Source organism: Caulobacter sp. AVps16, from assembly GCF_058681455.1.
The window spans coordinates 148,458-175,136 of the sequence record NZ_CM178739.1; the positions used below are offsets into that span (position 1 = coordinate 148,458).

24 protein-coding genes are annotated in these 26,679 nt (G+C 67.0%); 16 read left to right on the forward strand and 8 right to left on the reverse strand.

Translation table 11 applies throughout. The features are described 5' to 3' along the window. Positions 1 to 94 precede the first annotated feature (94 nt). On the forward strand, positions 95 to 2,257 hold the full coding sequence (locus ACW17U_RS00710) for a primosomal protein N' (protein WP_492054450.1): 2,163 nt from the start codon (positions 95 to 97) through the stop codon (positions 2,255 to 2,257). Between the two features lie 88 nt (positions 2,258 to 2,345). Here the strand turns inward: ACW17U_RS00710 and ACW17U_RS00715 are convergent, their stop codons facing one another. Next, complete coding sequence (locus ACW17U_RS00715) at positions 2,346 to 3,146, reverse strand: TerC family protein (RefSeq protein ID WP_062149690.1); 801 nt, start codon at positions 3,144 to 3,146, stop codon at positions 2,346 to 2,348. A gap of 117 nt (positions 3,147 to 3,263) precedes the next feature. Between ACW17U_RS00715 and ACW17U_RS00720 the strand changes: the two genes are divergently transcribed. The 4 genes from ACW17U_RS00720 to ACW17U_RS00735 all read left to right on the forward strand — a co-directional run bounded on the left by ACW17U_RS00720 (position 3,264) and on the right by ACW17U_RS00735 (position 7,484). After that, positions 3,264 to 4,358 carry an acyltransferase family protein gene (locus ACW17U_RS00720; RefSeq protein WP_492054451.1) on the forward strand — a complete coding sequence of 365 codons (1,095 nt, stop codon included), beginning with the start codon at positions 3,264 to 3,266 and terminating at the stop codon, positions 4,356 to 4,358. A 70-nt stretch (positions 4,359 to 4,428) separates the two neighbouring features. Beyond that, on the forward strand, positions 4,429 to 5,124 hold the full coding sequence (locus ACW17U_RS00725; RefSeq protein WP_084746087.1) for a CHAP domain-containing protein: 696 nt from the start codon (positions 4,429 to 4,431) through the stop codon (positions 5,122 to 5,124). Positions 5,125 to 5,189: 65 nt separating this feature from the next. Next, positions 5,190 to 6,149, forward strand: a complete 960-nt coding sequence (locus ACW17U_RS00730; RefSeq protein WP_062149684.1) for a magnesium transporter CorA family protein — start codon at positions 5,190 to 5,192, stop codon at positions 6,147 to 6,149. 108 nt (positions 6,150 to 6,257) lie between these two features. Further along, positions 6,258 to 7,484 (forward strand): pentapeptide repeat-containing protein, encoded by a 1,227-nt coding sequence (locus ACW17U_RS00735; protein ID WP_492054452.1) that lies wholly within the window; start codon positions 6,258 to 6,260, stop codon positions 7,482 to 7,484. Positions 7,485 to 7,517: 33 nt separating this feature from the next. On the opposite strand, the gene ACW17U_RS00740 is transcribed toward ACW17U_RS00735, so the two are convergent. Next, entirely contained in the window at positions 7,518 to 8,378 is an 861-nt protein-coding gene (locus tag ACW17U_RS00740; RefSeq protein WP_492054453.1) for a crotonase/enoyl-CoA hydratase family protein, read from the reverse strand. 112 nt (positions 8,379 to 8,490) lie between these two features. Here ACW17U_RS00740 and ACW17U_RS00745 point away from each other — a divergent pair, with 112 nt between their 5' ends. Continuing rightward, positions 8,491 to 9,273 carry an SH3 domain-containing protein gene (locus tag ACW17U_RS00745; protein WP_492054454.1) on the forward strand — a complete coding sequence of 261 codons (783 nt, stop codon included), beginning with the start codon at positions 8,491 to 8,493 and terminating at the stop codon, positions 9,271 to 9,273. 128 nt (positions 9,274 to 9,401) lie between these two features. After that, the gene (locus tag ACW17U_RS00750; protein WP_492054455.1) at positions 9,402 to 10,304 is read left to right on the forward strand and encodes an alpha/beta fold hydrolase; all 903 of its coding nucleotides are present in this window, start codon (positions 9,402 to 9,404) and stop codon (positions 10,302 to 10,304) included. A 137-nt stretch (positions 10,305 to 10,441) separates the two neighbouring features. On the opposite strand, the gene ACW17U_RS00755 is transcribed toward ACW17U_RS00750, so the two are convergent. The 6 genes from ACW17U_RS00755 to ACW17U_RS00780 form a co-directional block, all read right to left on the reverse strand. Beyond that, positions 10,442 to 11,389, reverse strand: coding sequence for a thioesterase family protein (locus ACW17U_RS00755; protein WP_492054456.1), 948 nt, complete (start codon positions 11,387 to 11,389; stop codon positions 10,442 to 10,444). Between the two features lie 190 nt (positions 11,390 to 11,579). Next, on the reverse strand, positions 11,580 to 12,065 hold the full coding sequence (locus ACW17U_RS00760; protein WP_492054457.1) for a transcriptional repressor: 486 nt from the start codon (positions 12,063 to 12,065) through the stop codon (positions 11,580 to 11,582). Positions 12,066 to 12,102: 37 nt separating this feature from the next. Further along, positions 12,103 to 12,888 carry an acid phosphatase gene (locus ACW17U_RS00765; RefSeq protein ID WP_492054458.1) on the reverse strand — a complete coding sequence of 262 codons (786 nt, stop codon included), beginning with the start codon at positions 12,886 to 12,888 and terminating at the stop codon, positions 12,103 to 12,105. 61 nt (positions 12,889 to 12,949) lie between these two features. Next, positions 12,950 to 13,999, reverse strand: coding sequence for a 1,9-bis(guanidino)-5-aza-nonane synthase (locus ACW17U_RS00770; protein WP_492054459.1), 1,050 nt, complete (start codon positions 13,997 to 13,999; stop codon positions 12,950 to 12,952). A gap of 108 nt (positions 14,000 to 14,107) precedes the next feature. Further along, entirely contained in the window at positions 14,108 to 14,422 is a 315-nt protein-coding gene (locus ACW17U_RS00775) for a cupin domain-containing protein (RefSeq protein ID WP_492054460.1), read from the reverse strand. Positions 14,423 to 14,424: 2 nt separating this feature from the next. Beyond that, a complete protein-coding gene (locus tag ACW17U_RS00780; RefSeq protein WP_492054461.1) occupies positions 14,425 to 15,684 on the reverse strand; it encodes a type III PLP-dependent enzyme in 1,260 nt (419 codons plus the stop codon). A gap of 238 nt (positions 15,685 to 15,922) precedes the next feature. On the opposite strand from ACW17U_RS00780, the gene phnC reads away from it, so the two are divergent. The 9 genes from phnC to ACW17U_RS00825 all read left to right on the forward strand — a co-directional run bounded on the left by phnC (position 15,923) and on the right by ACW17U_RS00825 (position 26,678). Continuing rightward, positions 15,923 to 16,738 carry a phosphonate ABC transporter ATP-binding protein gene (gene phnC / locus ACW17U_RS00785; RefSeq protein WP_062149649.1) on the forward strand — a complete coding sequence of 272 codons (816 nt, stop codon included), beginning with the start codon at positions 15,923 to 15,925 and terminating at the stop codon, positions 16,736 to 16,738. Beyond that, positions 16,714 to 17,745, forward strand: coding sequence for a phosphate/phosphite/phosphonate ABC transporter substrate-binding protein (phnD, locus tag ACW17U_RS00790; RefSeq protein ID WP_492055770.1), 1,032 nt, complete (start codon positions 16,714 to 16,716; stop codon positions 17,743 to 17,745). The genes phnC and phnD overlap by 25 nt, the downstream gene beginning before the upstream one ends. A gap of 8 nt (positions 17,746 to 17,753) precedes the next feature. Continuing rightward, positions 17,754 to 18,572: a phosphonate ABC transporter, permease protein PhnE gene (gene phnE, locus ACW17U_RS00795; RefSeq protein WP_062149643.1), complete on the forward strand. Its 819-nt coding sequence runs from the start codon at positions 17,754 to 17,756 to the stop codon at positions 18,570 to 18,572. Between the two features lie 173 nt (positions 18,573 to 18,745). Next, a complete protein-coding gene (locus tag ACW17U_RS00800; RefSeq protein WP_062149640.1) occupies positions 18,746 to 19,996 on the forward strand; it encodes an OprO/OprP family phosphate-selective porin in 1,251 nt (416 codons plus the stop codon). 76 nt (positions 19,997 to 20,072) lie between these two features. Further along, positions 20,073 to 21,116 carry a substrate-binding domain-containing protein gene (locus tag ACW17U_RS00805; RefSeq protein WP_062149637.1) on the forward strand — a complete coding sequence of 348 codons (1,044 nt, stop codon included), beginning with the start codon at positions 20,073 to 20,075 and terminating at the stop codon, positions 21,114 to 21,116. A 155-nt stretch (positions 21,117 to 21,271) separates the two neighbouring features. Then, positions 21,272 to 22,576, forward strand: a complete 1,305-nt coding sequence (locus ACW17U_RS00810; RefSeq protein ID WP_492054462.1) for a hemolysin family protein — start codon at positions 21,272 to 21,274, stop codon at positions 22,574 to 22,576. Positions 22,577 to 22,675: 99 nt separating this feature from the next. After that, positions 22,676 to 23,326 (forward strand): hypothetical protein, encoded by a 651-nt coding sequence (locus tag ACW17U_RS00815; RefSeq protein ID WP_492054463.1) that lies wholly within the window; start codon positions 22,676 to 22,678, stop codon positions 23,324 to 23,326. Positions 23,327 to 23,383: 57 nt separating this feature from the next. Continuing rightward, complete coding sequence (locus ACW17U_RS00820) at positions 23,384 to 25,174, forward strand: M3 family oligoendopeptidase (protein WP_492054464.1); 1,791 nt, start codon at positions 23,384 to 23,386, stop codon at positions 25,172 to 25,174. A gap of 145 nt (positions 25,175 to 25,319) precedes the next feature. Then, entirely contained in the window at positions 25,320 to 26,678 is a 1,359-nt protein-coding gene (locus ACW17U_RS00825) for an ABC1 kinase family protein (protein ID WP_492054465.1), read from the forward strand. Position 26,679 lies beyond the last annotated feature (1 nt).

Consider the following 26,679-nt stretch of genomic DNA (forward strand, 5'->3'; position numbering starts at 1 on the left):
GGCATCAAACCCCATATCGGTTAACGCCGGCTTGCGGTCCCTGACGACAGACCATCTCGACCCGGAAGGGCTTTCGCGGCAGAAGCTCTTTCCCATGCCGCGCATCGCTTCTGTCCTTCTGCCCATGCCGCTGCCGGAGGCGTTCGACTATGCCGAGCCCGAGGGTCTGGGCCTGGCGGTCGGCGATCATGTGACCGTGCCCCTGGGGCCGCGGGTGATTCGCGGGGTGGTCACCGCTCTGCGCGACGGCACCGGCGGCAACCGGCCGCTGAAACCGGTTCTGGAGCGGCTGGACGATCCACCCCTGCCGCCCGGTGTCCTGACCTTTGTCGACTGGGCGGCGCGCTATGCGGTCGATGTGGCCGGCTGGCCGCTGGCCATGGCCCTGCGCGGCCTGCGCCATCCGCCGCCCAGGCCGGACAAGGTGCTGGTCCTGACCGGGACCGAGCCGGCACGCATGACCCCGGCGCGGCTGAAGGTGCTGGCGGCGGCCCGGGAGGGTCCGAAGTCCGGGGCTGCTCTGGCCAATCTGGCGGGGGTTTCGGCCGGCGTCGTCAAGGGCCTGGTCGATGAAGGGGCCCTGGCCATAACGCTCATCGAGCCTGACAGCCGTTTCCCTGCCCCCGACCTGACCCTGCCGCCACAATCCCTGAACGCCAGCCAGCAGGCCTGCGCCGAGGTGCTGGGCGACATGCTGGGGGAGGGCGGCTTCCAGGCGGCCCTCCTCGACGGGGTGACCGGCTCGGGCAAGACCGAAGTCTATCTGGAGGCCGTCGCCGCCGCCCTGGCCGAGGATCCGGACAGTCAGGTCCTGATCCTGCTGCCCGAGATCGCCCTGACCCAGGCGGTGATGGCGCGGTTCGAGGCCCGGTTCGGGGCGGTGCCGGCCGAATGGCATTCCGGTGTCGCTCCGCCCAAACGCCGGCGCGTCTGGGAAGGCGTGGCCAGCGGCCAGGCCCGGATCGTGGTCGGGGCCCGCTCGGCCCTGTTCCTGCCCTTCCGCAAGCTGCGGCTGATCGTGGTCGACGAAGAGCATGACAGCTCGTTCAAGCAGGAAGAGGGCTTCATCTACCAGGCCCGCGACCTGGCCGTGGCCCGCGCCAAGATCGAGGGGGCCCTGGTGGTTCTGGCCTCGGCCACGCCGTCTCTGGAGAGCCTGTTCAATGCCCAGAGCGGCCGCTATCGCTGGCTGCGGCTCAGCGCCCGGCACGGGGCGGCCCAGCTGCCCGACATCGGACTGATCGACCTGCGCGAAACCCCGCCCGAACCGGGGCGCTGGCTGTCGCCGCCGCTGATCAAGGCCATGACCGTGACCCTGGCCCGCGGCGAGCAGTCGATGCTGTTCCTCAACCGCCGGGGCTATGCGCCCCTGGTCCTGTGCAAGGCCTGCGGCGAAAAGATGAAGTCGCCCGACAGCGACAGCTGGCTGGTCGAGCATCGCTATACCGGGCGGCTGGTCTGTCACCTGACCGGCTTTTCGATGAAGAAGCCCGAGGCCTGTCCGCACTGCGGGGCCCGGGACAGCCTCGTCTCCATCGGACCCGGGGTGGAGCGTGTCGAGGAAGAGGCCCGCTACCTGTTCCCGACCGCCCGCATCGCGGTGTTCTCGTCGGACACCGTAATGGATGCTGCCGCGGCGCGGGCCCTGGTGGCCTCGATGGCGGCGGGCGAGATCGATATTCTGGTCGCCACCCAGGCGGCCGCCAAGGGTCACAACTTCCCGAACCTGACCCTGGTGGGGGTGGTCGATGCCGACCTGTCCCTGCGCGGCGGCGACCTGCGGGCCGGGGAGCGGACCTTCCAGCTGCTGGCCCAGGCGGCCGGGCGCGCCGGGCGGCATGAAAAGCCAGGCCGGGCCCTGTTGCAGACCTATTCGCCGGATCACGCCGTGCTGCAGGCCCTGAAGGCCCAGGACCGCGATGCCTTTGTCGAGGCCGAGTTGCGCATGCGCGAGGAGGCCGGTCTGCCGCCGTTCGGACGCCTGGCGGCGGTGATCGCCTCGGGTCCGGACGGCGCGGCCCTGGACGCCTATGTCGAGGCCCTGGCGGCCGTGATCCCCAATGCCGAGGGGGTGGAGGTGTTCGGCCCTGCCGATGCGCCTCTGGGGCTGGTGCGCGGCCGACGTCGCAAGCGGTTCCTGGTGCGGGCTGATCGCCGGGTGGACCTGCAGGGCTTCATGGCCGCCTGGCGCGCCCGGGCCCGGATCCCGAACTCCGTGCGGGTCGTGATCGACATCGACCCCTACAGCTTTCTGTAGTTTCGCGGGGTCCTGGTCGCCCCGGGCCATAAAAAACGCCCCGGACCTTGCGGGCCGGGGCGCTGATCGTCTGGGGAACGGGTGGAGCCTAGTGCTCCCCGGCCGCCGCCTTCTTTTTCGCCGCGGCTCGACGCGACATCATGTTGAGTCCCTCGACCGCGGCCGAGAACGCCATGGCCGTATAGATGTAGCCCTTCGGCACGTGCATGCCGAAGGCCTCGGCGATCAGAACCGTACCGATCATCAGCAGGAAGCCCAGGGCCAGCATCACGACCGTCGGGTTGTTGTTGATGAAGTTGGCCAGGGGATCGGCGGCCAGCAGCATGACCGTGACGGCCACGAGCACGGCAATGACCATGATCGGCAGGTGATCGGTCATGCCGACAGCGGTCAGGATCGAGTCGATCGAGAACACCAGGTCCAGCAAGATGATCTGGAAGATCGCCGAACCGACATTGGAGATCGCCGCCCCGGTCTTGTCGAGGACGTCATGGCTCTCCTGGTTGGGATCGACCGTGTGGTGGATTTCCTTGGTGGCCTTCCAGATCAGGAACAAGCCGCCGGCCAGCAGGATCAGGTCGCGCCAGGAGAAGGCGGTCTCGAACGACGGCTCGCCGTGCGGACCGGTCGGGCCGGCAATGCCCAGGTCGAACACCGGATGCACCAGGCCGACGATGAAGGCGATGGTCGACAGCAGGACCAGGCGCATGATCAGGGCCAGCGAGATACCGATGCGGCGCACGCGCTGGCGATGCTCTTCCGGCAGCTTGTTGGAGAGAATGGAAATGAAGATCAGGTTGTCGATGCCCAGCACGACTTCCATGACGATCAGGGTGATCAGGGCGGCCCAGGCTGCAGGGTCCACGGCGAGATTAAGGAGTTCGTTCATCGTCCTGTTCTAAGTCTGTTGTCTGGAAAAGCGTCTCGACCCACCCCTCAGTGGGCCCCGTCCATGCAAGGGAACGTGACGGAAGCCCCCCGGGCTTCGCCAAACTGGACCTGAAGTATGCCCGACGCCGCCAATATCAAGTCCCTGACCGCACTTCGGTTCTTCGCCGCCTTCTGGGTGGTGATGTTCCACTATTGGCCCAATCTGGCAATTGGCTTCACGCCGGCTGCGGCGAGCAAGGGCTATCTCGGGGTCGAAGCCTTCTTCACCCTCTCGGGCTTCATCCTCTGCCACGTCTATCTGCAGGACTTTGGCCAGGGCAAGTTCCGCTATGGTGCCTTCCTCTGGAACCGCCTGGCGCGGGTCTATCCCCTGCATCTGGCCACCCTGGCGGGTGTCGGACTGATGGCCGCCGTCGCCGGCCTCGCCGGCATCACGGTCGGCAACAACATCGTCTCCTGGGAAGCGCTGCCGGCCAACCTGCTGCTCGTCCACGCCTGGGGTTTTGCCCCGGTCGCGGGCTGGAACCATGCCTCATGGTCGATCTCGGCCGAGTGGTTCGCCTATCTCAGCTTTCCCGTCTTCGCCCTTCTAGCCTGGCGGCTGCGCAAGCGGCCGTTCCTGGCGGTCGGCCTGGCCCTTGGCCTGATTGCCATCCTCTATCCGGCCTTCGAGCGGCTGGCCGGCTTTCCGCTGACCGCCGCCACGATCCATTGGGGCGCGCTGCGGATCGTGCCGTGTTTCGCCTATGGCTGTGCCTTGCATGCCCTGTGGCGGTCAGGATCGATCCCGGGCCGACTCGCCGGGCCCGGCGCCGCGATCCTGGGTGCCGTGGTTCTGGGCACTGTGCAGTTCGGGGCCCCCGATATGGTTATTGTTGCGGCTTTGGGCGGCCTGATCCTGATGCTGGCCAGCCTGACCGCGAGCGGTTCAAGTTTCGGCAGCCAGAGCATTCTCGTCTATCTGGGTGAGATCAGCTACTCGACCTATATGATCTGCATCCCCTGGAAGATCGTAGCGGTCAATGCGGCCACAAAGCTGCTTCAGATCGAAGGCGATAAACTGCCCCTGCTGATCTGGATCATCATTGTCGCCGCCCTGGTTCCGCTGTCCTCGGCATCTTATCACCTGATAGAAAAGCCGGCCCGGAATCTGCTGAAAGCGTGGGCGCAGCGTCGCGGGCAGCCAGGCCCAATTACGGTCGGCGCCTAAGAAACACTCTTTTCACATGTCGCTGTCAGGGTTACTGCTTCGCCGAGTGACACGCGGGAGCGCCCACAGCATGACGAAACGGACGAGGACCCTCTGGGGTTCCATCGCCGCTGCCGCCATGATCAGCCTGCTGCCCGTTTCCGGGGCCGTGGCTGATGGCTATTGGCAGTGCGTGCCGTTTGCGCGTCTGATGTCCGGCATCCAGATCTTCGGTGACGCCCGCACCTGGTGGGGCCAGGCGGCCGGCAAGTATGACACCGGCTCGGTGCCCAAGATCGGCTCCGTTCTCTCCTTCAAGCCGACCGGTCGCATGAATCTCGGCCACGTGGCCTTTGTCAGCCAGGTCCTTACTGATCGCGTTATCCAGGTCACCCACGCCAACTGGTCGGTGATGAACGGGGCCCGCGGTCAGGTCGAGCAGGACGTCACGGTCGTCGACGTGTCGCCGGCCGGCGACTGGACCCAGGTCAAGGTCTGGTACGACCCGATCCGCGACCTTGGCACCACCGTCTATCCGACCCACGGCTTCATCTATCAGAACGCCCAGGCCACCAAGATCGCCGTGGCCACCAGCAAGCTGGCCCTGGCCCAGGACGCTGCCGTGTCCCTGGCCAAGTCCGCCGCCAACCAGGTCGCCGCCTCGGTGCGCGCCTCGCCGCTGGACCTGATCAACCAGGCCGCCGACTCCACCGACCGGATCGCGGCCCTGATCGCCGCCGCCTCGGGTGGCCAGGCCGAAGACGACAAGCCGGCCGCTCCCCGCTAGAGCCCGCTGATTGACGGCAGCGTCGCACTGGGCCATTCCCGGCGGGTGACGAGGCTCGCAGACCCATGCTGAGAATTCTGCGCCTTGGCGCGCCAGGCTTCGAAAACGCCGATGCCGGCCGCGACTGGCGCATGCCCGACGATGCGGTGTGGATCGAGCTGGTCGATCCGTCCCGCGCCGAGGAAGTGTCGGTCGAACAGTCGATCGGCCTGCTGCTGCCCACCCGAGAAGAAATGGCCGAGATCGAGGCCTCGTCCCGGCTCTATCAGGAGGACGGCGGTACCTTCATGACCGCCACCATCCTGGTCAATGCCGACGGCGACCTGCCGACCGCCGCGCCGGTGACCTTCGTTCTGACCGGGCAACGCCTGGTCACGATCCGCTATGTCGAGCCGCGCGCCTTTGCGGTGTTCGCCGCCCAGGCCGAGCGCCAGCCCAGCCTGTGTCCGGGCGGCGCCCAGACCTTTCTGGGTCTGCTGGACGCGATCATCGACCGGACCGCCGACATCATCGAACGGACGGCCAGCGAGGTCGAGGCCCAGTCCCGGGCGATTTTCAGCCGGCCGCGCGGCGGGGCCTTCGAGCAGATCCTCAACCGGCTGGGTCGCGCCCAGAACATCAATTCCAAGGCCCGCGACAGCCTGGTCAGCCTGGCCCGCCTGCTCAGCTTCGCCTCCCTGGCCGAACAGTTCGAGGGCGACCGCGACCTGCGTGATCACCTCAAGTCCCTGCAGCGGGACGTGCAGTCGATCACCGACCATGCCAGCTATGTGTCGAGCAACATCACGTTCCTGCTCGATGCGGCCCTGGGCCTGATCAACATCGAACAGAACGCCATCTTCAAGATCTTCTCGGTGTTTTCGGCCGTCTTCCTGCCGCCGACCCTGATCGCCGGCGTCTACGGCATGAATTTCGAACACATGCCGGAGCTGCGCTGGATGGAAGGTTATCCCATGGCCCTGGCCATGATGGCCGCCGCCGCGATCGGTCCCCTGCTGTGGTTCAAGCGCAAGGGCTGGCTCTAGGCCTTTGATCTGGAGCCCTACGCGTTTTGGGTTCGGCCCCGGTGGACTGCACCTTTCCTTAAAGCCGGCACGGCATGATCGGCTTTCCGTAGAGACATCCACCGACTCATGTCCGCCGCCGCCAGGCCCAGTCTGATCCGATCCCTGCATGCCTCCGCCGTGAAGGAGGTTGTGGATTCGCATGCCCGGTTCCTGAAGGGGCTGCCGGCCGGCCGCCGCGCCAATCTCGCCTATGTGAATCTCAACAATTACAATTTCGAGGGCCGGGACCTTTCCGAGGCCAATCTGACCGGGGCCCTGCTGGGTGGGGCCATGCTGGCCCGCGCCAAGCTGACCCATGCCACCCTGTATGGGGCCGATCTGCGCGACGCCGACCTGCGCGAGTGCGACCTGACCCGGGCCGACATGCGCGGGGCATGTTTGCGCGGGGCCAATCTGTCGGGCGCCAATCTGTCGGCCTGTGACCTGCGCGAGGGCGTCACCGCCGTTCAGGATGACACCAAGGGTCTGCGGATTCTCAAGCATGACACGCGGCCGGGCGAACTGGACTATGCGCTGCTGAACGGTGCCAACCTGTCCGGGGCCCAGATGTCGGGGACCTTTGCCCGGGCGGCAGACTTCAGTGACGCGGACCTGACCGGCGTCAGCCTGCAGGGCGCGAAACTGGCCAATGCCCGCATGGACGGCGCCGATCTTTCCGGGGCCAACCTGCACAAGGCCGACTTGTCCAAGGTCTCGCTGCGACGGGCAATCCTGGTCGGGACGGACCTCACCGGGGCCAATCTCGAAGACGTCGACATGAGCCTGGTGCTGCGCGCGCCGCCGCCGATCATCTATATCGACGACCTGCCGCTGCATGATGTGCTCGAGTCTCATGAGACCTTTGTCCGGACCGAGGGCCGGGAGGGCCAGATCGCCAGGGCCGAGTCCGTGGATTTCCGGCCCCTGCGCCGCCTGAAGAACCGTCACCTCACCGGCCTGTTCGCGCCTGGAGCGGTGTTCTTCGGCATGGATCTGGACGGGGTCGAGCTGCAGGGGGCCAATCTGATGGGCGCGGACCTGCGCGGCGTGAAGCTGCGCAATGCCGATCTGCGCGGTGCCCGCCTGGTCGGTGCCCAACTGGCCAAGGCCGACCTGACCGGGGCCAAGCTGGGTCCGCTCCAGATCGCCGAGGACCGCTTTGCGCGGACCGACCTCAGCCGGGCCGTGCTGCGCAACGTCAACCTGAGCGGGGCCAGCGCACCGCGCGCCCGGTTCATCGAGGCGGACCTGACCGGAGCCCGCCTCGAGGGTTGCGACCTGACAGGCGCGGAACTGCCGCTCGGGGTCGGCTGACAGGCCTCCCCGAGAGGGGGGAGGCCCTGATTGCTACATCCGCTTTTTCAGCGGCAGCAGGTCGGGGAAGTCGGCCGGACGCTTTTCCATCTTGGCCCGGAAGGCCTCGGCCATGTGCGAGCCGGCGAACATGCCGGTCTGCCAGGTGGCGATATAGTCCAGGCCATCGGCGATGGTGTGGTCGCGGGCATAGTTGATCATCACCTTGCTGCCGGCCACGGCCAGGGGCGACTTCTCGGCGATCTCGCGGGCGGTGGCGAAGGCATGGGCGACCAGGGCCTCATGGCTGTCGAACAGCTCGTTGACCAGGCCGATGGCCATGGCCTTGCCGGCCGGCAGACGGCGACCCGTATAGGCCAGTTCGCGCACCCAGCCCTCGGGGATCAGCTTGCACAGGCGCGGGAAGGTGCCGACATCGGCGGTCATGCCGATATTGATCTCCTGGATGCAGAAAAAGGCGTCGTTGGTGGCATAGCGGATGTCGCAGGCGCTGATGAAGTCCACCGCCCCGCCGATGCAGCCGCCTTGGATGGCGACGATGACCGGCATCCGGGCCCGGTCCAGGCAGCTGAAGGTGTTCTGCAGGTGGTGGACATGGTGGCGGAAGCTTTCGCCGGCCACATGGCGGTCGCCGCCGCGCTCTTCGGTGACGCCCTCGCCGTCGGTGAACACCGACAGCTCCATGCCGGCCGAGAAGTGCTTGCCGGTCGAGGTGATGACGATGCAGCGCGCCAGGGCGTTGTCATCGATATGTTTTACAATTGCGGGAAGCTCATTCCAGAAGGCCCGTGTCATAGTGTTCATGGCGTCGGGGCGCTTGAGCTGGATGTGCGCAACGCCGGCCTCGATCTCGACCTTGAAACACGTATAGTCTGCCTGGTCGTGGGCGCTCATCACGTCCTCCCTTATCGTTGATAAGGGACTATCTCGCGGACCGGACGCGGCGCCAACAGTGACTTTGCGGAATGCGGCCGCATCAGCGTCGGCCAAGACAGAGGGAAGACCCATGAAGACCACCTCCGCCCTGATCGCCATCGCCGCCCTGGCCGCGACCAGCCTCGCCGTTCCGGCCCCGGTCCTGGCCCAGTCCAAGGGCCTGGGCAGCCTGTTCTCGTGCGAAGGCTCGGGCAAGAAGCAGGAAGGCGGGGCCCTGATCGGCGCGGCCGCCGGCGCCTTCATCGGCAGCAAGGTCGCCAAGAACGAAAAGACCCTCGGCGCCCTGGTCGGCGCGGCCGCCGGTGCGGCGGCGGGCTCCTATATCGGCTGCCGGATGCAGTCGACCGACACCGCCCTGGCCCAGCAGGCCACCAAGAAGGCGCTCGAAACCGGCCAGCCCCAGACCTGGAGCAATGCGCGCACCGGGGCCTCGGGCCGGATCGACGTGGTCTCGTCCAGCTACGGCCCGCCGGTCGACAGCCGCAACCTGCGCTTCGCCCAGGGTGTGCAGTCCCTGCCCAGCTATGACGCCCTGGGCGGCCGCTATGCCTCCAGCGGTGCCTCCAACCTGCGCGCCGGCCCTTCGGCCAAGGCCGCCCTGGTCGGCAAGCTGACCCCGGGCCAGACCTTCGACGCCCTCGGCGCTACCCCGGGCGGCGGCTGGGTCCTGGTCGGCCAGAACGGCTATGCGGTCGGCTATGCCGCCGCCTCCCTGGTCCGGCCGGTGCAGGTCGTCGCGGCCTCGTGCCGGGTGATCGACGCCTCGATCTCGACCTCCGGCCAGCGTCCGGCCACCGAGCGCTACAGCGCCTGCCAGGACAATCGCGGTGAGTGGCAGCTGACCCAGGCCTAGAACGCGGATTGGCCCCCTCTCCCATGGGGAGGGGGCTGAGTCCTATTCAGGGGCGCGGCGTCAGGCTCCATGGACGCGGCCCGGTGGCGGCCCTATCGTGCCTGAGAGCCGCAAGAAGGACCTCGCCGATGGATGCGGCCGTGTTTCGCCAGCCCCGCAGACGCCTGATCGCCATCGACAGCCCGGCCGGGCCCGGCGAGATCGCGGCCCTGGAGTTCGGCCCACAGGACCGGGCCATCGACGTGATCTTCGTTCACGCCAACGGTTTCAACGCCCAGACCTATAACAGCCTGCTGGCCCCTCTGGCGGCGGGCCTGCGGATCCTGGCCATCGACCAGCGAGGCCACGGGTCAACGCCGCTGGCCGCCGAGGCCGAGGGCCGACGCTCCTGGCATGATCTGCGCGATGATCTGGTTGCCCTGCTCAAGGCCCTCGATGGTCCGCCGGTGGTGCTGGCCGGCCATTCGATGGGCGGAACGGTCAGTCTTCTGGCCGCCGCCACCCGGCCCGAGGCGGTCAAGGGCCTTGTCCTGCTGGACCCGGTGATCATGCCGCGCCTTGTGGCACTCTATGCCCAGGCCCCCTGGACCTCCGGGGTCCTGTGGAAACAGATGCCCATAGCCCAGGCCGCCTCGCGCCGCCGCGCGGTCTTTGACGACCGCGAGGCGGTGGTCACCGCCTATACCGGTCGCGGGGCCTTCAAGACCTGGCCCGAGACCATGCTGGCCGACTATGTCGACGGCGGCTTCGTCGATCGCGAGGACGGCAAGGTCGAACTGGCCTGCGCTCCGGCCTGGGAGGCCTCGAACTATTCAGCCCAGGCCCACGATCCGTGGCGGGCGATCCGCAAGGTCACGGGGCCGGTGCGGATCCTGAAGGCCGAGCGCGGCTCGACCTGCCGGGCCGGCGACGGCTTCGCCCGCCGTGGCCGCGACGTAACGGTCGAGACCGTGGCCGGCACCAGCCACTTCCTGCCGATGGAACGGCCGGATCTGGCGCGGGATGCGATCTTCCGGATGGCGACGCGTTAAAAACCCGCTCTTCCCGGCGAAAGCCGGGACCCAGATTCATCCGGAGAATTTTGGGGATGACTCGCCTGCGGGCTTAGCCAAGTCTTGAATCGATCAGGTTTCGATCTGGGCCCCGGCTTTCGCCGGGGAGAGCGGAACTAAAGGGACAGCCCCTCTACCGAAAACGCCTCCAACCCCGCCTGCGCCGCCGGGCTGATCGGCACCGCCTTGCGGGCGTCGAGGTCGAAGGTGATGGCCACGGCTTCGGATGTGCCCCAGGCGAGGCCCGTGGCGGGATCGATCATCCAGTGGGCCATGCGCATGGTGCGCGGATCGGCGCTGATCAGGCCGGAGCGCAGCTCGACCCGGTCGCCGGCCTGGGGCCAGGCCAGATAGGCCAGGCGATATTCCAGCACGGCCCCGCCGAACCGCGTCGGTTTGTGGTCAGCATGCTCGACGATCGCGTCGCGGAACGGGCCGATGAAGCTGCCGATGCCGTCGGAGACCCGGCCGATGAACTGCTCGGTGCGCATGCGGCCAAAGACGTCGCATTCGGTCGGCGACAGGGCCCCCAGTCCGATCCGCTTCATCCCCAGGGTCTCGGCACGGGCCAGGCCGGCAGTGGGGGTGAAGGGCGACAGGTCGATGCTGCGGGCCCGGGCCTTTTCCGGGACCTCGACCATAAGGGCCGCGGCCCGCTCGCGGGTGATCCGGGGCCAGGGAAAGACCTCGCCCTCGCGCGGGGTGGCGTGGACGACCGTGGTCTGGAAGGTGGCGGCCAGTTCGCCGCTCGCCGAATGGACCAGCAGCTGCAGAAGCCTGGCCTCGGTGTCGGTGATCTCGATCACCCCGCCCAGCATGTGCAGGGTCGCGCCGGCATGGGCCTCGCGCAGGAAGCGGACGTGATGCTCCTTCACCAGCAGGGTGGCATTGGCATAGGGGGTAAAGGCATGGGGCAGGCCCAGTTCCGCCGCCAGCCCGACCAGACCCTCCATGGCGCGGACGATATAGTGGCGCACATTCATGTGCCCCATCTCGTCGCAGTCCCAGGTATTGACCCCGCCGCGCCAGATCTCGACGCCGGGCAGGGTCTCAGCGGTCGTCATGGGCGGGGTCTCGGCAGGTTGAACGGTTGTTTGAGCCTAGCGGGGTTCATGCGGCCTAGGCAATCACGCGGATCATCTTCCCCCTGAGGGGGAGGAGCGCGCAGCGCGGAGGGGGCGAGTCATCGCAAACTGATCACCTGCCCCCACCGGACCGCTGCGCGGTCGTCCGCCCCCGGAGGGGGCAGATGAGCTAGGATCGGCAATCCCCGCACAGGCCGTGTGCCTCGATGGTCACGCCGGTCAGGGCATAGCCGGCGGCGGCCCCGGCGGCGATGATCTCGGCGCTGGCCTTGGGCTCGATCTCGCGGGTCGCGCCGCAGCAGTCGCAGATCAGGAAGGCGGCGGCGTGGCCGTCGGCTTCCTTGCGGCAGGCGACATAGGCGTTGAGGCTCTCGATCCGGTGGGCAAAGCCCTGTTTTTCCAGGAAATCGAGGGCGCGATAGACGGTCGGCGGCTTGGCCGGCGGGCCATCCACGGCAAAGGTCGAGATCAGGTCATAGGCCTTCACCGGCTGGCCGGCCTGCAGCAGCAGTTCCAGCACCCGGCGCCGGGGCGGGGTCAGCCTCTGGTCGGCCGCCGCGCAGCGCGACTCGGCGGCGGCGAGCTCGGCCGCGAGGGCCGCGCCGGCGACGCCGTGGTGGTCATGATCGTGATCGCAAGCGGCATGATGGGCCATGGCCAAGAGGTAGAGGCGCGCAGCCGCTCCCGCAAGCTCAGAGCAGGGGTTGAGCGATCAGGGCGGCCTCGGCGGCGCAGGCCGTCCTGTCCGGGGCGGGGCCGGCCTTGCGGGCGGCGGCGATCTCGGCGCGCAGGGCCTCGAGGTCGGAGCGGAACAGGGGCGAGCCGTTGACGGCCGCCATCAGGGCCGCGCCATTGACCTGACCCGCCGTCACCGAACTGGCATTGTGGACGCCGCAGACCATCCGGCTTTCGCCGAAGGCCCGGGCTCGGGCCATGATTTCGGCCGCCTGGTTCGGCGAGGCCTGGGCCAGGACCGTGCCGATCGCCCAGCCCCAGGTGCTGTGGCCGGACGGATAGTCGGGGCTCTTGTCGAGGCCGTCGCTGCGGTCGATGCAGATCGCGCCCTCATCGACCAGATAGGGACGGGGCCGCTTGTAGTGGTCCTTGGGGCCATCGACTGCCGGCCGGATGTCGAAGCGCAGGCGCAGCATGATCCCGACCATCTTCGGGGTGGTCGACATCGAGGGGGTGAAGCCCAGGGCGCAGCTGAAGTCCTGCAGGATGCCGGTGGTGCTGTCATCGCTCCGGGCCAGGGACCAGCGCGGCGTATCCTTCAGCGCCCGGGTGGCGAGAAAGACCTGGCGGTCGGCCTCGGCCACCGGCGAACCCGGCCGGGGGGCGGGGGCCAGGACCTTGATGGCGTCATAGGTGCCCGGCGGCAGATAGCCGGCCTGGGCGGGCGGGGGCGTGGTCGGGGCCGCGAAGCTGGCACCGGACAGCAACAGGGCCGAGCCGATGATCAGTGTGCTGACACGCATGAAAAAGTCCCCCGAACAGTTGTTCGGGGGACCCTGCAATCTCATCGGAGGCTTAGCAAGCCTACTTGCCGAACAGCTTGTTCCAGCGGGGGCGCTCACGGCCCTGCCACGCCTGACGGTGATAGGCGTCCGAAGCGATCAGCGGCACCACGGTGGTGGCTTCGGCGAAGACCATCTGCTCATAGGTGGTCGAAACTTTGCCCCAGGAGGCGGCTTCTTTCAGGGTCGATGACGAGCAGGCCCCGTCGCGCACGTCGGCCACGGTGATCTGGACGGCATATTTGTGCATGTCGGCCTCGACGCCGAGGATCTCGGCACAGACCACGGTGTCCTGGGCGAAGTTCTTGGGCACGCCGCCGCCGACCATGAACAGGCCCGTGGTGCCGGCCGCGATCTTGATGTCGGTCAGTTCGCGGAAGTCGGCGACCGCGTCGATCATCAGATAGGGCTGTTTGGCGGCGATGCGTTCCTTCTGGTGCTTGACCAGGCCAAAGCCGGCCGAGCTGTCGACGAAGGCCGGGCAGAAGATCGGCACGCCCTGCTCATAGGCGGTCTGGATCAGCGAGCCGGGCTTCTTGGCATTGCCCTCGGACAGCCACTTGCCCATTTCCCAGATGAACTCGCGCGAGGAATAGGCGCGCGGCTCGAGGGCGTTGCAGATCTCCAGGATCGTGTGATCGCAGTTCTGGAGCTCTTCCTCGTCGATATAGGTGTCGTAGATGCGGTCGATATAGTTGTCGCGCAGCACATTGTCGTCGACCGGGCCGGCGGCCTGATAGTGCTTGAAGCCCAGGGCCTCGAAGAAATCCATGTCGACGATCGAGGCGCCGGTGGCGACCACGGCGTCGATCATGCCGTTCTGCACCATGTCGCGATAGACGTGCATGCAGCCGCCGGCCGAGGTCGAGCCGGCCAGGATCAGCCAGGGCGAGCAGCCCTTGTCGGCCAGGGCCATGTTGAAGATGTCGGCGGCGCGGGCGGTGTCGCGGCTCGAGAACGACATCTTGCGCATGGCATCGATGATCGGACGGGCGTCAAAGCTGGTGATGTCGATATGTTCGACGACATTCTGCAGCAGCTCGGCCTTGGTATTCGGAACGGGTGCGTTCATCTCGCGGGTTTCCCTTTGGTTTGAGCGCCCGTCGCAGCAGCCCCGCAGCCGGGACGGAGCAACCGGCGGGCGGGAGCGGGACAGTCGCCCTGTCCCGCATGGGGTTTATCAGACACTGCCCTGGCGTTCGACGACCAGGATGCGGGCCTCTCCGATCGGATGGGCGACATGTTCATCGCCTATCTCCGCGTAGCAGGCGTCGCCAGCGTTCAGTCTTTCGACGCTTTCCACGCCGTCCTTGCGCCAGTGCATATCCACCGTTCCCGACAGAACGATGAACACCTCGGGACCGTCATTGACGTGCCAGACATAGGGCTGGTCGGTCCAGTGCAGGCGAACGGTGGTGCCGTCAACCGAACCGACATCGAGCGCGCCCCATGGCCTTTCGGCCCGGAACGCGTCCAGTCCCCGCAGGAAGCGCACGGCTAGCGCCGACGACGCTTCTTGCCGGCCGCGCCCTTGGGCCGCGAGAAGCGGACGACCTTGCGCTCTTCCGACTCCGGCTTGTGGGTCGGGATCGAGCGCTTTGCCAGGCCGTACATCGAGGCCATGGGCGCGTCCTGCACCTCGACGGTTTCGTTGTCCCCGAAGCCGTTGAAGCGGGTCGACATGGCCACGCCATAGGCGCCCAGCATGCCGATCTCGATATAGTCGCCCTCGTCGACACTTTCCGGCAGATAGAAGGGGCCGGGCATGTGGTCGACGCTGTCGCAGGTCGGGCCGTAGAAGCGGTAGGGCTTGAGGCCCTCTTCGACGACTTCGCCGTTCTTGCGGAACAGCTTGACCGGGAAGGGCCACTTCATGTGCGCGGCGTCGAACAGCGAGCCATAGGACCCGTCGTTCAGATAGAGCGCATCGCCCTTCTTCAGCTCGACCTTGACCAGCAGGGACGAGGCTTCGGCCACCAGGGCCCGGCCGGGTTCGCACCACAGCTCGGTCGTCTCGTGCACCATCATCTCGGCAAAGCCGCGGTCGATCGCCGCCAGGTACTCGGACATGTCCGGGGGCACCATGCCGGGATAGATCGACGGGAAACCGCCGCCGACATCGACGACATCGGCCAGGACGCCGGCCCGCACCAGGGCGCGCGAGGCCTGGGCCATGGCCGCCTGATAGGCGGTCGGGCGCATGCACTGGCTGCCGACATGGAACGACACGCCCATCAGGTCCTGGGTGGCGCGACGGGCGGCCAGCAGCAGGTCCGGGGCCGCGTGCGGTTCGACGCCGAACTTGCCCGACAGCGAATAGGCCGCGCCCTCGGCCTGCACGCCCATGCGGACGATCAGGTTGAGGTCCTTGGCCTGGCCGGTGGCGTCGAGGATCTTGGCCAGTTCCTCATGGGTGTCGAACGAGAAGGTCCGCACGCCGTGATCGAAATAGGCGGTCGAGATCGCCACCCGGCTCTTGACCGGGTGCATGAAGGCCATGCGCGAGCCGGGCGCATGTTGCGAGATCAGTTCGATCTCGTTCAGCGACGCCACATCGAACGACCGCACGCCGGCCTTGACCAGCTCGTGGATCACCCACGGCGAAGGGTTGGCCTTCACCGCGTAAAAGACGTCGCCTTTAAATTCTGCCTGGAACCAGCGCGCCGCTACCGACACCGCGTCCGGTCGCACGAGTGCGACAGGACGTTCCGGTGACCGCTCACGGACCAGGTCCAGGGGTTCATGGTACGTGTGCAATTCACGTAACCCCCTGCAAGAAGTGAAACCTAGGCCGGCGTTAGCAGCGCTTATGAGGACTTCGGGTCCGCCGGAGACGTGCGAAATAGGGGTATCGTTCTCCGATGTAAAGTCCCTTTTGGACCCTCGTGTTGGGGAGAATTCATCCACCGATTGTCACAAATTCATTGCGATCCACCGCCAAAGCGGTGAACGCATTCCCCTTGGCCTGAAACCCCGTTAAGGATTCGCCCCGACCATGACGTCGGAACCTGTTCTCTCGATCCGTGCCGCCTCCAAGACCTTCGGGTCGCGGCGAGCCCTGGATGCCGTTTCGCTCGATGTGCATCGGGGCGAGATGATCGCGCTCATCGGTCCTTCGGGCTCGGGCAAATCCACCCTTCTGCGCTCCATCGACGGCCTGCAGACCATCGACGCCCCGGGCGACGACAAGGGCGAGGCGATCGGTGTGATCACCGCCTTCGGCGGTCCCGTCCAGGCACGCGGCAAGGTCAGCGACCAGGTCCGCAAGGCGCGGGTCCGGATCGGCTTCATCGCCCAGCAGTTCAATCTGGTCGGCCGCCTGTCGCTGTTCAGCAATGTGGCGCTCGGTTCACTGGGCCGCATTCCGGCCTGGCGGGGCCTGCTGGGGGCCTGGCCGGCCGAGACCAAGCTGGCGACCATGGCCGCCCTGCACCGGGTCGGGGTCTCCGACTATGCCGCCCAGCGCGCCAATACCCTGTCCGGCGGACAGCAGCAGCGCGGCGCCATCGCCCGCGCCCTGGTCCAGAAGGCCAAGATCATCCTGGCCGACGAGCCGGTCGCCTCGCTGGACCCGGTCTCGGCCCGCAAGGTCATGGAAATCCTGCGCGACCTGAACAAGGCCGATGGCCTGACGGTGGTCGTCACCCTGCATCAGGTCGACTACGCCCTGCGCTATTGCGACCGGGTCGTGGCCCTGAAGGCCGGCAAGAAGGTCTATGACGGCCCGGCCGACGGCCTGAAACGCGAACAACTCATCGACATCTACGGCCCGGAATTCGAGGACGTATTCTGGGAAGGAGCTCCGCAATGATCCGCCGCAGCCTGTTCACCGCCGCCATCGCCACCCTGGCGCTTTCCGCCTGCGCGCCCAAGCCGGCCGACAAGGGGCCCAAGGACACCGTCGTGTTCTCGATCCTGTCGACCGAGTCGGCCCAGAACATGGAAGGCTACTGGACCCCGATCCTGGCCGACATGGAGAAGCAGACCGGCCTGAAGGTGAAGCCGTTCTTCTCGTCCAACTATTCCTCGCTGATCGTCGCCATGGGCGCCGGCCAGACGGACCTCGGCTGGTTCTCCAACCAGTCGGGCCTGGAAGCCGTTCGCCGCTCGGGCGGTGAGGTCTTCGCCCGCACCTTCGATCCGTCGGGTACGGACGGCTACAAGTCGGTGATCATCGTCCCGGCGGGCAGCCGTCTGACGGTGGAAGACCTGCTCAAGTGCGACAAGACCCTGAACTTCGGCATCGGCGACAAGAAGTCGACCTCCGGCACCCTGGCCCCGATGACCTATGTCTTCATCCCGGCCGGCAAGAAGCCCGAGACCTGCTTCAAGACCGTGCTGTCGGCCAATCACCAGGCCAATCTGTTCGCCGTGGCCAATGGCAAGCTCGACGCGGCCACCAACAATACCACGGCCATCAATCTCAGCGCGGCCCGCGGCGAGGCCGTGGCCGGCAAGATCAAGGTGATCTGGGAATCCCCGAACCTGCCCGAGGATCCGCTGGTCTGGCGCAAGGACCTGGACCCGGTGGTCAAGGAAAAGATCCGCCAGTTCTTCCTGACCTACGCCCAGGGCGATTCCCCGGCGGCCGTGCAGCAGCGGGCCAATCTGAAGAAGCTGAGCATCGGCGGCTTCAAGCCGGCGGATGACACCCACCTGCTGGTGGTCCGGGAAATGGAAGCCCTCGAGCAGTTCGGCCTGGCCCGCGAGTCCGGCGACGCCGCCAAGATTGCCGAGACCCAGAAGATCCTTGATGGCGTCAAGGCCGAGCGCCTCGCCGCCGACGGCAAGGCCGGCGTCGCCGCGCCGGCCAACTGAGCCTAACCATGACCGACGCGACGATTCCGGCCCCGCCCCGACGGTCGGCCTCGGCCCTGGCCTTTGACATCCTGCTGTGGGGCGGGCTTCTGGCCATCCTCGTCATCAGCTTCCGGCCGGCCGAGATCGACAAGTTCCCGCAGCTGTTCGGCGATACCGAGCGGACCAGCGGCTTTGCCCGCCAGTTCTTCGCGCCGTTCGGCGATCCCAAGCTGTTCCTGTCGATGGACTGGCCTCTGTTCATCGGCAAGATGTGGCAGACCATCCAGATGGCGCTGTGGGGCACGGCCCTGGCCGTGATCGTCGCCATTCCACTGGGCCTGCTGGGCGCGCGCAACATCACCCCCTGGTGGATCCAGCAGCCCGTTCGCCGGCTGCTCGACATGGTCCGCTCGATCCCCGACCTGGTCGTGGCCCTGATCTTCATTACCGCCGTGGGGCTGGGCCCCTTCGCCGGCGTCATGTCGATCATGTTCAACACCGGCGGTGTTCTGGCCAAGCTGTTCGCCGAAGCCGTCGAGTCGATCGACAAGGGCCCGGTCGAAGGCGTGCGCGCCACCGGGGCCGGTCGCCTGCAGGAAGTGGTCTGGGGGGTGATCCCGCAGGTCGCGCCCCTGTGGACCAGCTATGCCCTCTATCGCTTCGAATCGAGCAGCCGCGCCGCGACCGTGCTGGGCATCATCGGGGCGGGGGGCATCGGCCAGATCCTGTTCGACTCGATCAATGCCTTCCAGTTCGACCAGACCGGCTGCATCGTGCTCGTTATCGTGGTGGCGGTGTCGATGATCGACCTTCTGTCGCAGATCATCCGCAGCCGGTTGCTCTGACAACGGAGCAATCTGTTGCGGCCCTGCCACAGCTTAACCTCTTGAAAACCCTTGTCGCCAGCCTGTCATAAATCGGTGGCTGAACCGTCATGGGAGCCCGGTAAGCCGCTTTCATCCTGATCCCGCCCCTCGAAGGGGGCGAGAGGGCAGGGGCAGCTAAGGGGAATTCTCACATGCGTAACAAGACCTCGCTGGTCGGCGGGTCGGCGCTGGGCGTGATGCTCGCGCTCGGCCTGGGCGTTTCGGCTCAAGCTCAAGACACGACCACCACCTGGAAGGGCGCGCCGCAGTTCGCCAACGACAGCCTGACCTTCAAGGTCCGCGGTCGCGTTTACGAAGACGTCGTCTATCAGGACGTTGACCGCACCGGCACCGGCGTGGACTTCAAGGCCTGGAACACCCGCCTGCGCACCGCCCGTCTGGGCGTTGAGGGCACCTGGAACAGCCAGTGGGCGTACAAGGCCGAGTTCAGCGTTTCGAGCGGTGGCGGCACCACCCAGTGGGAAGACCTGACCCTCGAGTACAAGCCCACCGAGTTCAGCTCGATCGTCGTCGGTAACTTCAAGACCGTGTCGCTCGAGGACATCACCTCGTCGCGTTACAACACGATGATGGAACGCGGCCCGTTCAACGACTTCATCAACGCCGGCCGCGTGATGAACCTGCAGTACAAGATGAACGGCCTGAACTGGACCGCCGCCGTCGCCGTCTCGGGTGACAGCCTGAACAACGCCGACGTCGCCACCAACGTCGCGACGGGCTCGAAGGAAACCTTCGGCTACAACGGTCGCTTCACCTATGCGCCGATCGTCACCGACGACACCACCGTGCACCTGGGCGTTTGGGGCCGTTACCGCGATCGCGGCGACCAGGCCAACTTCACCTATCAGGTCCGCAACAACACCAACTACGGCGCGCGCTATGTGTCGTCGGGTGCCGTTGGCGTTCATGACAAGACGATCGGCCTGGAAGCCGTCGTCCTGCACAAGCAGTTCTCGGTCCAGTCGGAATATGCCCGCATCACCGCTGACCGCACCGGCACGGCTTCGGACGTTGATCTGGACGCCTTCTACGTCACCGGCAGCTTCTTCCTGACCGGCGAAACCCGCCGTTATGAAGCCGCCAAGGGCGAGTTCAACCGCACCCGCATCCTGTCGCCGCTCACCGCGGGTGGCATCGGTGCCTGGGAAGCCGCCCTGCGTTACGACTCGGTCGACCTGACCGACCTCAAGGGCGTGGCCACGGCCGGCAAGTACACCGCCTGGACCGCTGGTCTGAACTGGTACCCGCACCCCTATGTTCGCTTCCAGGCCAACTACACCAAGTCGACGAACGACAACCCCACCCTGGCGACGGGCGTGAACCGCGAACTGAACGATGTCGACGTCGACACGTTCCAGATGCGCGCCCAGTTCGACTTCTAAGACCTGACCCCAAAGCAGGCCGCGCCAGGCGCGGCCTGCTTCCTCCCCACGCCTTAGAGATTTTCAGGAGTTCTCCATGAAGAAGCTTCTTTCCTGCGCGGCTGCCGCCGTCGCCCTGTCGGGCCTCGCCGCCGTCCCCGCCCACGCCGCCCGCGACTATGTCTGGGCCGGCGGTTCCTCGACCGTTTTCCCGTTCGCGACCCGCGTCGCTGAAAACTACGCCAAGAAGACCGGCAAGAAGGCCCCGAAGGTCGAATCGCTGGGCACCGGCGGCGGCATCAAGCTGTTCTGCGGTGGTAACGGCGAAGGCTTCCCGGACATCGCCACGGCCTCGCGTCCGATGAAGAAGTCCGAGTTTGATGCCTGCGCCGGCAAGGGCGTGAAGGACATCATCCAGATCAAGATCGGCTTTGACGGCATCGTGGTCGCCACCGACAAGGACGGCGCTGACTACAACTTCAAGACCGAGCACCTGTATCTGGGCCTCTCCGCCCAGGTCCTGAAGGGCGGCCAGTTCGTGAAGAACACCAGCAACAGCTGGGATGACGTCGGTCCGGGCCTGCCGGGCAACCGCATCCAGGTCTATGGTCCGCCCCCGACCTCGGGCACGCGCGACGCTTTCGTCGAGCTGGCCATCGAAGCCGGTGCCCGCAAGTTCCCGACCGTCGACGAACTGCGCTCGAACAACGAAAAGCTGTTCAAGGCCAAGGTTGACCCGCTGCGCGCTGACGGCTGGATCGATGCCGGCGAAAACGACAACGCCATCGTCGGCACCCTGACCAAGACCCCGGGCGCCCTCGGCGTGTTCGGCTGGTCGTTCCTTGAAGAGAACATGGACAAGGTCAAGGGCGCCTCGATCAACGGCGTCAAGCCGTCGCCCCAGACGATCTCGGACGGCTCCTATCCGCTGGCCCGTTCGCTCTACATCTACGTCAAGAAGGCCAATCTCGGCGTGACGCCGGGCCTGAACGAGTTCGTGACGGAGTTCACCTCGGACGCCGCTACGGGTCGCGGTGGCTATCTGCAGGGTCGCGGTCTGATCCCGCTGCCCCCCGGCCAGCACGAAAACAACAAGAACGTCGTCAAGAACAAGACCACGATGGCGCGTCCGGCTTCGTAAGCCGAATTTATTCCCCGACCAACTGCATGTCGCCGCGGCCCCTATGGGCCGCGGCGATTTCTTTTGTATAGTGTGCCAACGGTTCGCCCTCGCCGCGTCAAGGAAGCAGGGGCCGTGGTCGCCGTCCGGCGCTGCGTCATCGACCCAGTAGGGCCATGATCCTCCTCGCGCTCGCCGTCGTCTTCCTCCTCGTTCTTTTGAACGGGGTTTTCTCCATGTCTGAACTGGCGGTGGTTTCCGCCCGCCGGGCCCGGCTCCAGACCTTTGCCGATCGCGGCGACAAGGGGGCCAGGCTGGCCCTGGCCATGGCCGAGCATCCGACCCGGTTCCTGTCGGCCGTGCAGGTCGGCATTACCCTGATTGGCATCCTGGCCGGCGCCTATGGCCAGGCCACCATCGCCGGTGCCCTCGACCTGTGGCTCGAGCCCATGCCGGTGATCGGCCCCCATTCCGAGGCCATCGCCACCATCGTGGTCGTCATCGGCCTGACCTATGTCTCTGTGATTCTCGGCGAACTGGTGCCCAAGCGCCTGGCCCTGCAGTTCCCTGACGCCATCGCCCGGCGCATGGCCCCGTTCCTGGCCGTGGTTGCCCTGGTGCTGCGCCCCTTCGTGACCATCCTGACCGTCTCGACGGCCGCCATCCTCAAGCTGATGGGGGTGCGCGACGAGCGGACCAATGACATGACCGCCGAGGAGGTCGAGACTGTGCTGGCTGAGGGGGCCGATGCCGGCCTGATCGAGCCGGAAGAGCGCTCGATGATCCAGGAAGTCCTGCGGCTCGGCGACCGCCCGGTGCGCGTGGCCATGACGCCGCGCCGCGACCTGTTCTGGATCTCCCTGGCCGATACCTCCGAGCAGATCCTGACCGAGATCCGCGGCTGCCCCTATTCACGCATCGTGGTGGCCACCGACGATGATCTTGACGGCGAGATCGGCGTGCTGCTGAAGAAGGACCTGCTGGATGCCTGTCTGTCGGGTGCCCCGATCGACGTCGCCGCCCATGTGCAGCACCCGATCGCCATCCCCGAGACCATGTCCCTGCTGCGGGCCATGGCCCTGTTCAAGCAGACCCCGCTGCACATGGCCCTGGTGGTCGATGAGTTCGGGTCGGTCCAGGGCGTCATCACCCCCATTGACCTGCTGGAAATGATCGCCGGGGACTTCCCCGAGACCCATGACGAGACCGAGACCCGCATGCTGCGCCGCGAAGACGGCTCATGGCTGGTCGATGCCCGCCTCGATATCCAGGATCTCAACGATGCCCTGGGCGAGGCCTTCGAGGCCGAGGGCGGCTACCACACCGTGGCCGGCCTGATCCTCGACCGCCTCGGCCGCATCCCCCGTGAAGGTGAGATCGTCGAGCTGGGCGGCTTCGACGTCGAGATCGTCGACATGGACGGCTCGCGGATCGACAAGGTGATCCTGAAGCCGTGCCTGCACCGGGGCGACGCGGACTAGGGGGCAGCCCGGCCTGGAGGTCGCTCCTCCCGCAGAACAGCGGTTTCCAGGATCTCCCATCCGGGTGCATGCTCCCGCCATTCAATCTGGGGGACCACCATGTTTGTCGGACACTATGCCGCCGCCCTGGCCGCCAAGGCCGTCGCGCCCAAGGCACCGCTGTGGACCTGTGTGCTGGCCAGCCAGCTGATCGATGTCGGCTGGAGCGCGCTGATCATGACCGGGGTCGAGCGGGTCAGCATCGATCCGACCCTGCCGGGCAGCGCCCTGGTCCTGGAGCACATGCCCTATACCCACAGCCTGCCTGGAGCGGCCCTGTGGGCGGTGGCGGCGGCTGTTCTGGCGGGCTGGGTGCTGAAGCTGCCGCGCTGGACCGCTGTGGTGGTGGGGCTGACGGTGCTGTCGCACTGGGGCCTGGATTTTCTGGTCCACCGACCGGACCTGGCCCTGTGGGTCGGCGGTCCCAAGGTGGGCCTGGGCTGGTGGAACTATCCCGTGCCCGAGCAGGCCCTGGAAATGGGCCTGCTGGCCATGGCCGGGGCGGCTTGGGCGTGGCGACGCGGACTTGAGGGTCGGGCCTGGTGGCCGGCACCGCTGTTTCTGGGCCTGCTGCTGGCCGTGCAGCTGATTGCCCTGGCCTCGCCGCCCGGCGGCGGTGCCCTGCAACTGGGCCTTACCGCCCTGGCCGTCTATCTGGTGGTGACCCTGATCGCCCGCTTCGTCGAACCGCCGCTTAAACCCGCAGTCTGAGGATAATGGTGGCGGGGCGATTGCGCTGGGCCCCGTTCGGGCCATATCGGTAGGGCCATGAACGCCCCCTTCAAGACCGACGCCCTTCCCGAATGGAACCTCGCTGATCTCTATGCCGGTCGGGACGATCCGCGCATCGAGGTCGATCTGGCCGCCGCCAAGGCCGCCAATGACGAACTGGCCTCGCTTGAGGGCCTCTTCCTGCAGGCGCGGGCCGAGCCCGAGCGGCTGGGCCAGCTGATCGATCGCGGGATCAGGCTCTACGAGCAGGCCACCAATGGCCTGTGGAGCGTCGGGGCCTATGCCGGTCTGGCGGCGTCTGTGGCCCGGGACGATGCCGCCTGGGCCAAGTTCGAGGGTGATCTGCGGGCCCGCTCGGCCGGCATCGCGGCGGACAGCCTGTTCTTCAGCCTGGAACTGAACCAGCTGGAGGACCCGGAAATCGAGGCCGCCCTGGCCGGCTTTCCCGCTGCCCGGCGCTGGACGCCGTGGCTGCGCCGCGTGCGCCTGTCGCGACCGCACGAGCTGCCGGCCGAGCTGGAACGCTTCATCGTCGACCGCAGCCCGGCGGCCGCCAACTGGGTGCGCCTCTATGACGAGACGCTGTCGAAGCTGAGGGCCGAGGTCGGCGAAGAGTCCCTGACCCTGCCCGAGGTGCTCAACCGCCTGTCGGACCCCGATGCCGGACGCCGCAAGGCGGCCGCCGACGGCCTGGCGACCGCCCTCGAGGCGGCGGGCTCCACCCAGGCCCTGGCGCTCAACACCCTGGCCTTCGAGAAGCAGGTCGAAGACCGCTGGCGGCGCTATGCCGATCCGGCCCAGTCGCGCCATCTGGCCAATGAGGTCGATGCCGACGCCGTCGACGCCCTGGAGGCGGCGGTGGTCGAGGCCTATCCACGCCTGTCGCATCGCTACTATGCACTGAAGGCCCGCCTGATGGGCCTCGAGGCCCTGGACTACTGGGACCGCAACGCCCCGCTCGACGCGGCCGCCCCCCGCGCCTACGCCTGGGCCGAGGCCCAGGATCTGGTGCTGGACAGCTTCCAGACCCTGGCCCCGAAATTCGCCGACGCCGCCCGGACCTTCTTCACCCAGCCGTGGATCGACGCCCGGCCCCGCCCCGGCAAGCAGTCGGGGGCCTATGCCCATCCGGTTACCGCCGACCGCCATCCCTTTGTGTTCATGAACTATATGGGCGAGCGGCGGGATGTCCTGACCCTGGCCCATGAGCTGGGCCATGCCGTGCACCAGACCCTGTGCGCGCCGCTGGGGACCCTGCTGGCCGACACGCCCCTGACCCTGGCCGAGACCGCCTCGATCTTTGGCGAAGGCCTGGTGTTCGACCGGCTGCTGGCCGAGGCGACGCCTGATGATCGCCGCAAGCTGCTGGCCGGCCGGATCGAAGACGGTCTCAATACCGTGGTCCGCCAGATCGCCTTCCACCGCTTCGAGCGCCGCTTCCATGAGGCCCGCCAGGAGGGTGAGCTGTCACCCGACCAGATCGGTGGTCTGTGGCTGGAAGTGATGGGCGAGAGCCTCGGCCCGGCTGTGCGGCTGAATCCGGGCTACGAGCACTACTGGGCCTATGTCAGCCACTTCTGCCATGCGCCCTTCTATGTCTATGCCTATGCCTTCGGCGACCTGCTGGTGCGCGGCCTGATGGAGAAGCGCCGCGAGGATCCGCAAGGCTTCGCGCCGCTGTACGAAGACCTGCTCGCTGCCGGCGGGACACGGACCTATGTCGAGGCGCTGAAACCCTTCGGTCTGAACCCGCGCGACAAGGCCTTCTGGGCGGCGGGCTGTGCGCAGCTGGAACGGCTGGTCGATGAGTTCGAGGCGCTGGTGTGAGCGGCACCGTCAAAATCCTCCCCCTGAAGGGGGAGGCGGCCGAAGGCCGCAGGGGGAAGACCGCAATGACTCCGCCGACTTCCCCCTCCCTCGCCCCGGATCAAGTCCGGGGCGACACCTCTCCCGCTAGGGGGAGGACTTAAGCATGGCTGACGACACCCGCGACCCCGAACGCGACCGGCTTTCCGGTCGACTGACCCGCTTTGCCAAGGTCGGTGCGGGCCTGTCGGGTGCGGCGGTCAGCTATGGAGCCAACAGTCTGTTCGGTGGCGACAGCGCCGACGCCCGCAATGCCAAGGCTCTGAAGGCGGCGCTCGGCGGGCTGAAGGGGCCGCTGATGAAGGCGGCGCAGATGTTCGCAACCGTTCCGGACCTGCTGCCGCCCGAATTTGCCGCCGAACTGGCGGAATTGCAGACCAATGCTCCGGCCATGGGCTGGCCTTTCGTCCGTCGGCGGATGGCTGCCGAGCTGGGCCCCGACTGGCAGGGGAAGTTCCAGAGCTTTGAGCACGAGGCCTGCGCCGCCGCCTCGCTGGGCCAGGTGCACCGCGCCGTCGCCCCCGACGGCCGGGCCATCGCCGTGAAGCTGCAATATCCGGACATGCAGAGCGCCGTCGAAAGCGATCTCGGCCAGCTGCGCTCGCTGTTTGCCCTGTTCAAGCGCCTGGATGGCTCGATCGACCCCACTCAGATGATCGTCGAGATCGGCGACCGCCTGCGCGAGGAGCTCGACTATGGCCGTGAAGCCAGGCTGATGGCGCTCTATGGCGGGTTCTTTGCCGGGCGCGCGGACATCCGGGTTCCCGAACCCCTGCCGTCGCTGTCGACCGGCCGCCTGCTCAGCATGACCTGGATGGAGGGGCAGGGGCTGCTGGCCTTCAAGGACGCGCCCCAGGAGACCCGCGACCGCATCGCCGCCCTGCTGTTCGAAGCCTGGTGGAGCCCGATGACCAAGCTCGGGATCATTCATGGTGACCCGCACCTGGGCAACTACACCTTTGGCGGTGAAGACGCCCAGCATCTGAACCTGCTGGACTTCGGCTGTATCCGCATCTTCCCGCCGCGCTTCGTGGCCGGGGTGGTCCGGCTCTATCGGGCTCTATCCAATGATGATCGCGCCGAACAGTTTGAGGCCTATCGCAGCTGGGGCTTTGCCAATCTCAATGATGACCTGGTCGAGACCCTCAACGTCTGGGCCCGCTTCATCTACGGGCCGCTGCTGGACGATCGGGTACGGAGTGTCGCCGACGATGTGCCGCCCGGCGAATATGGCCGCCGCGAAGCCTTCAGGGTGCGTCAGGCCCTGAAGGAAAAGGGGCCGATTACCATTCCCCGCGAGTTCGTGTTCATGGACCGGGCCGCCATCGGCCTGGGCGCGGCCTTCCTGCATCTGGGGGCCCGCCATAACTGGAAGGCGCTGTTCGAGGCGTCTCTGGAGGGCTTCTCCGAAGAGGGGCTGGCCCGCCGCCAGGCCGCGGTCTTGGCGGCAGCGGGCGTCACCTAGG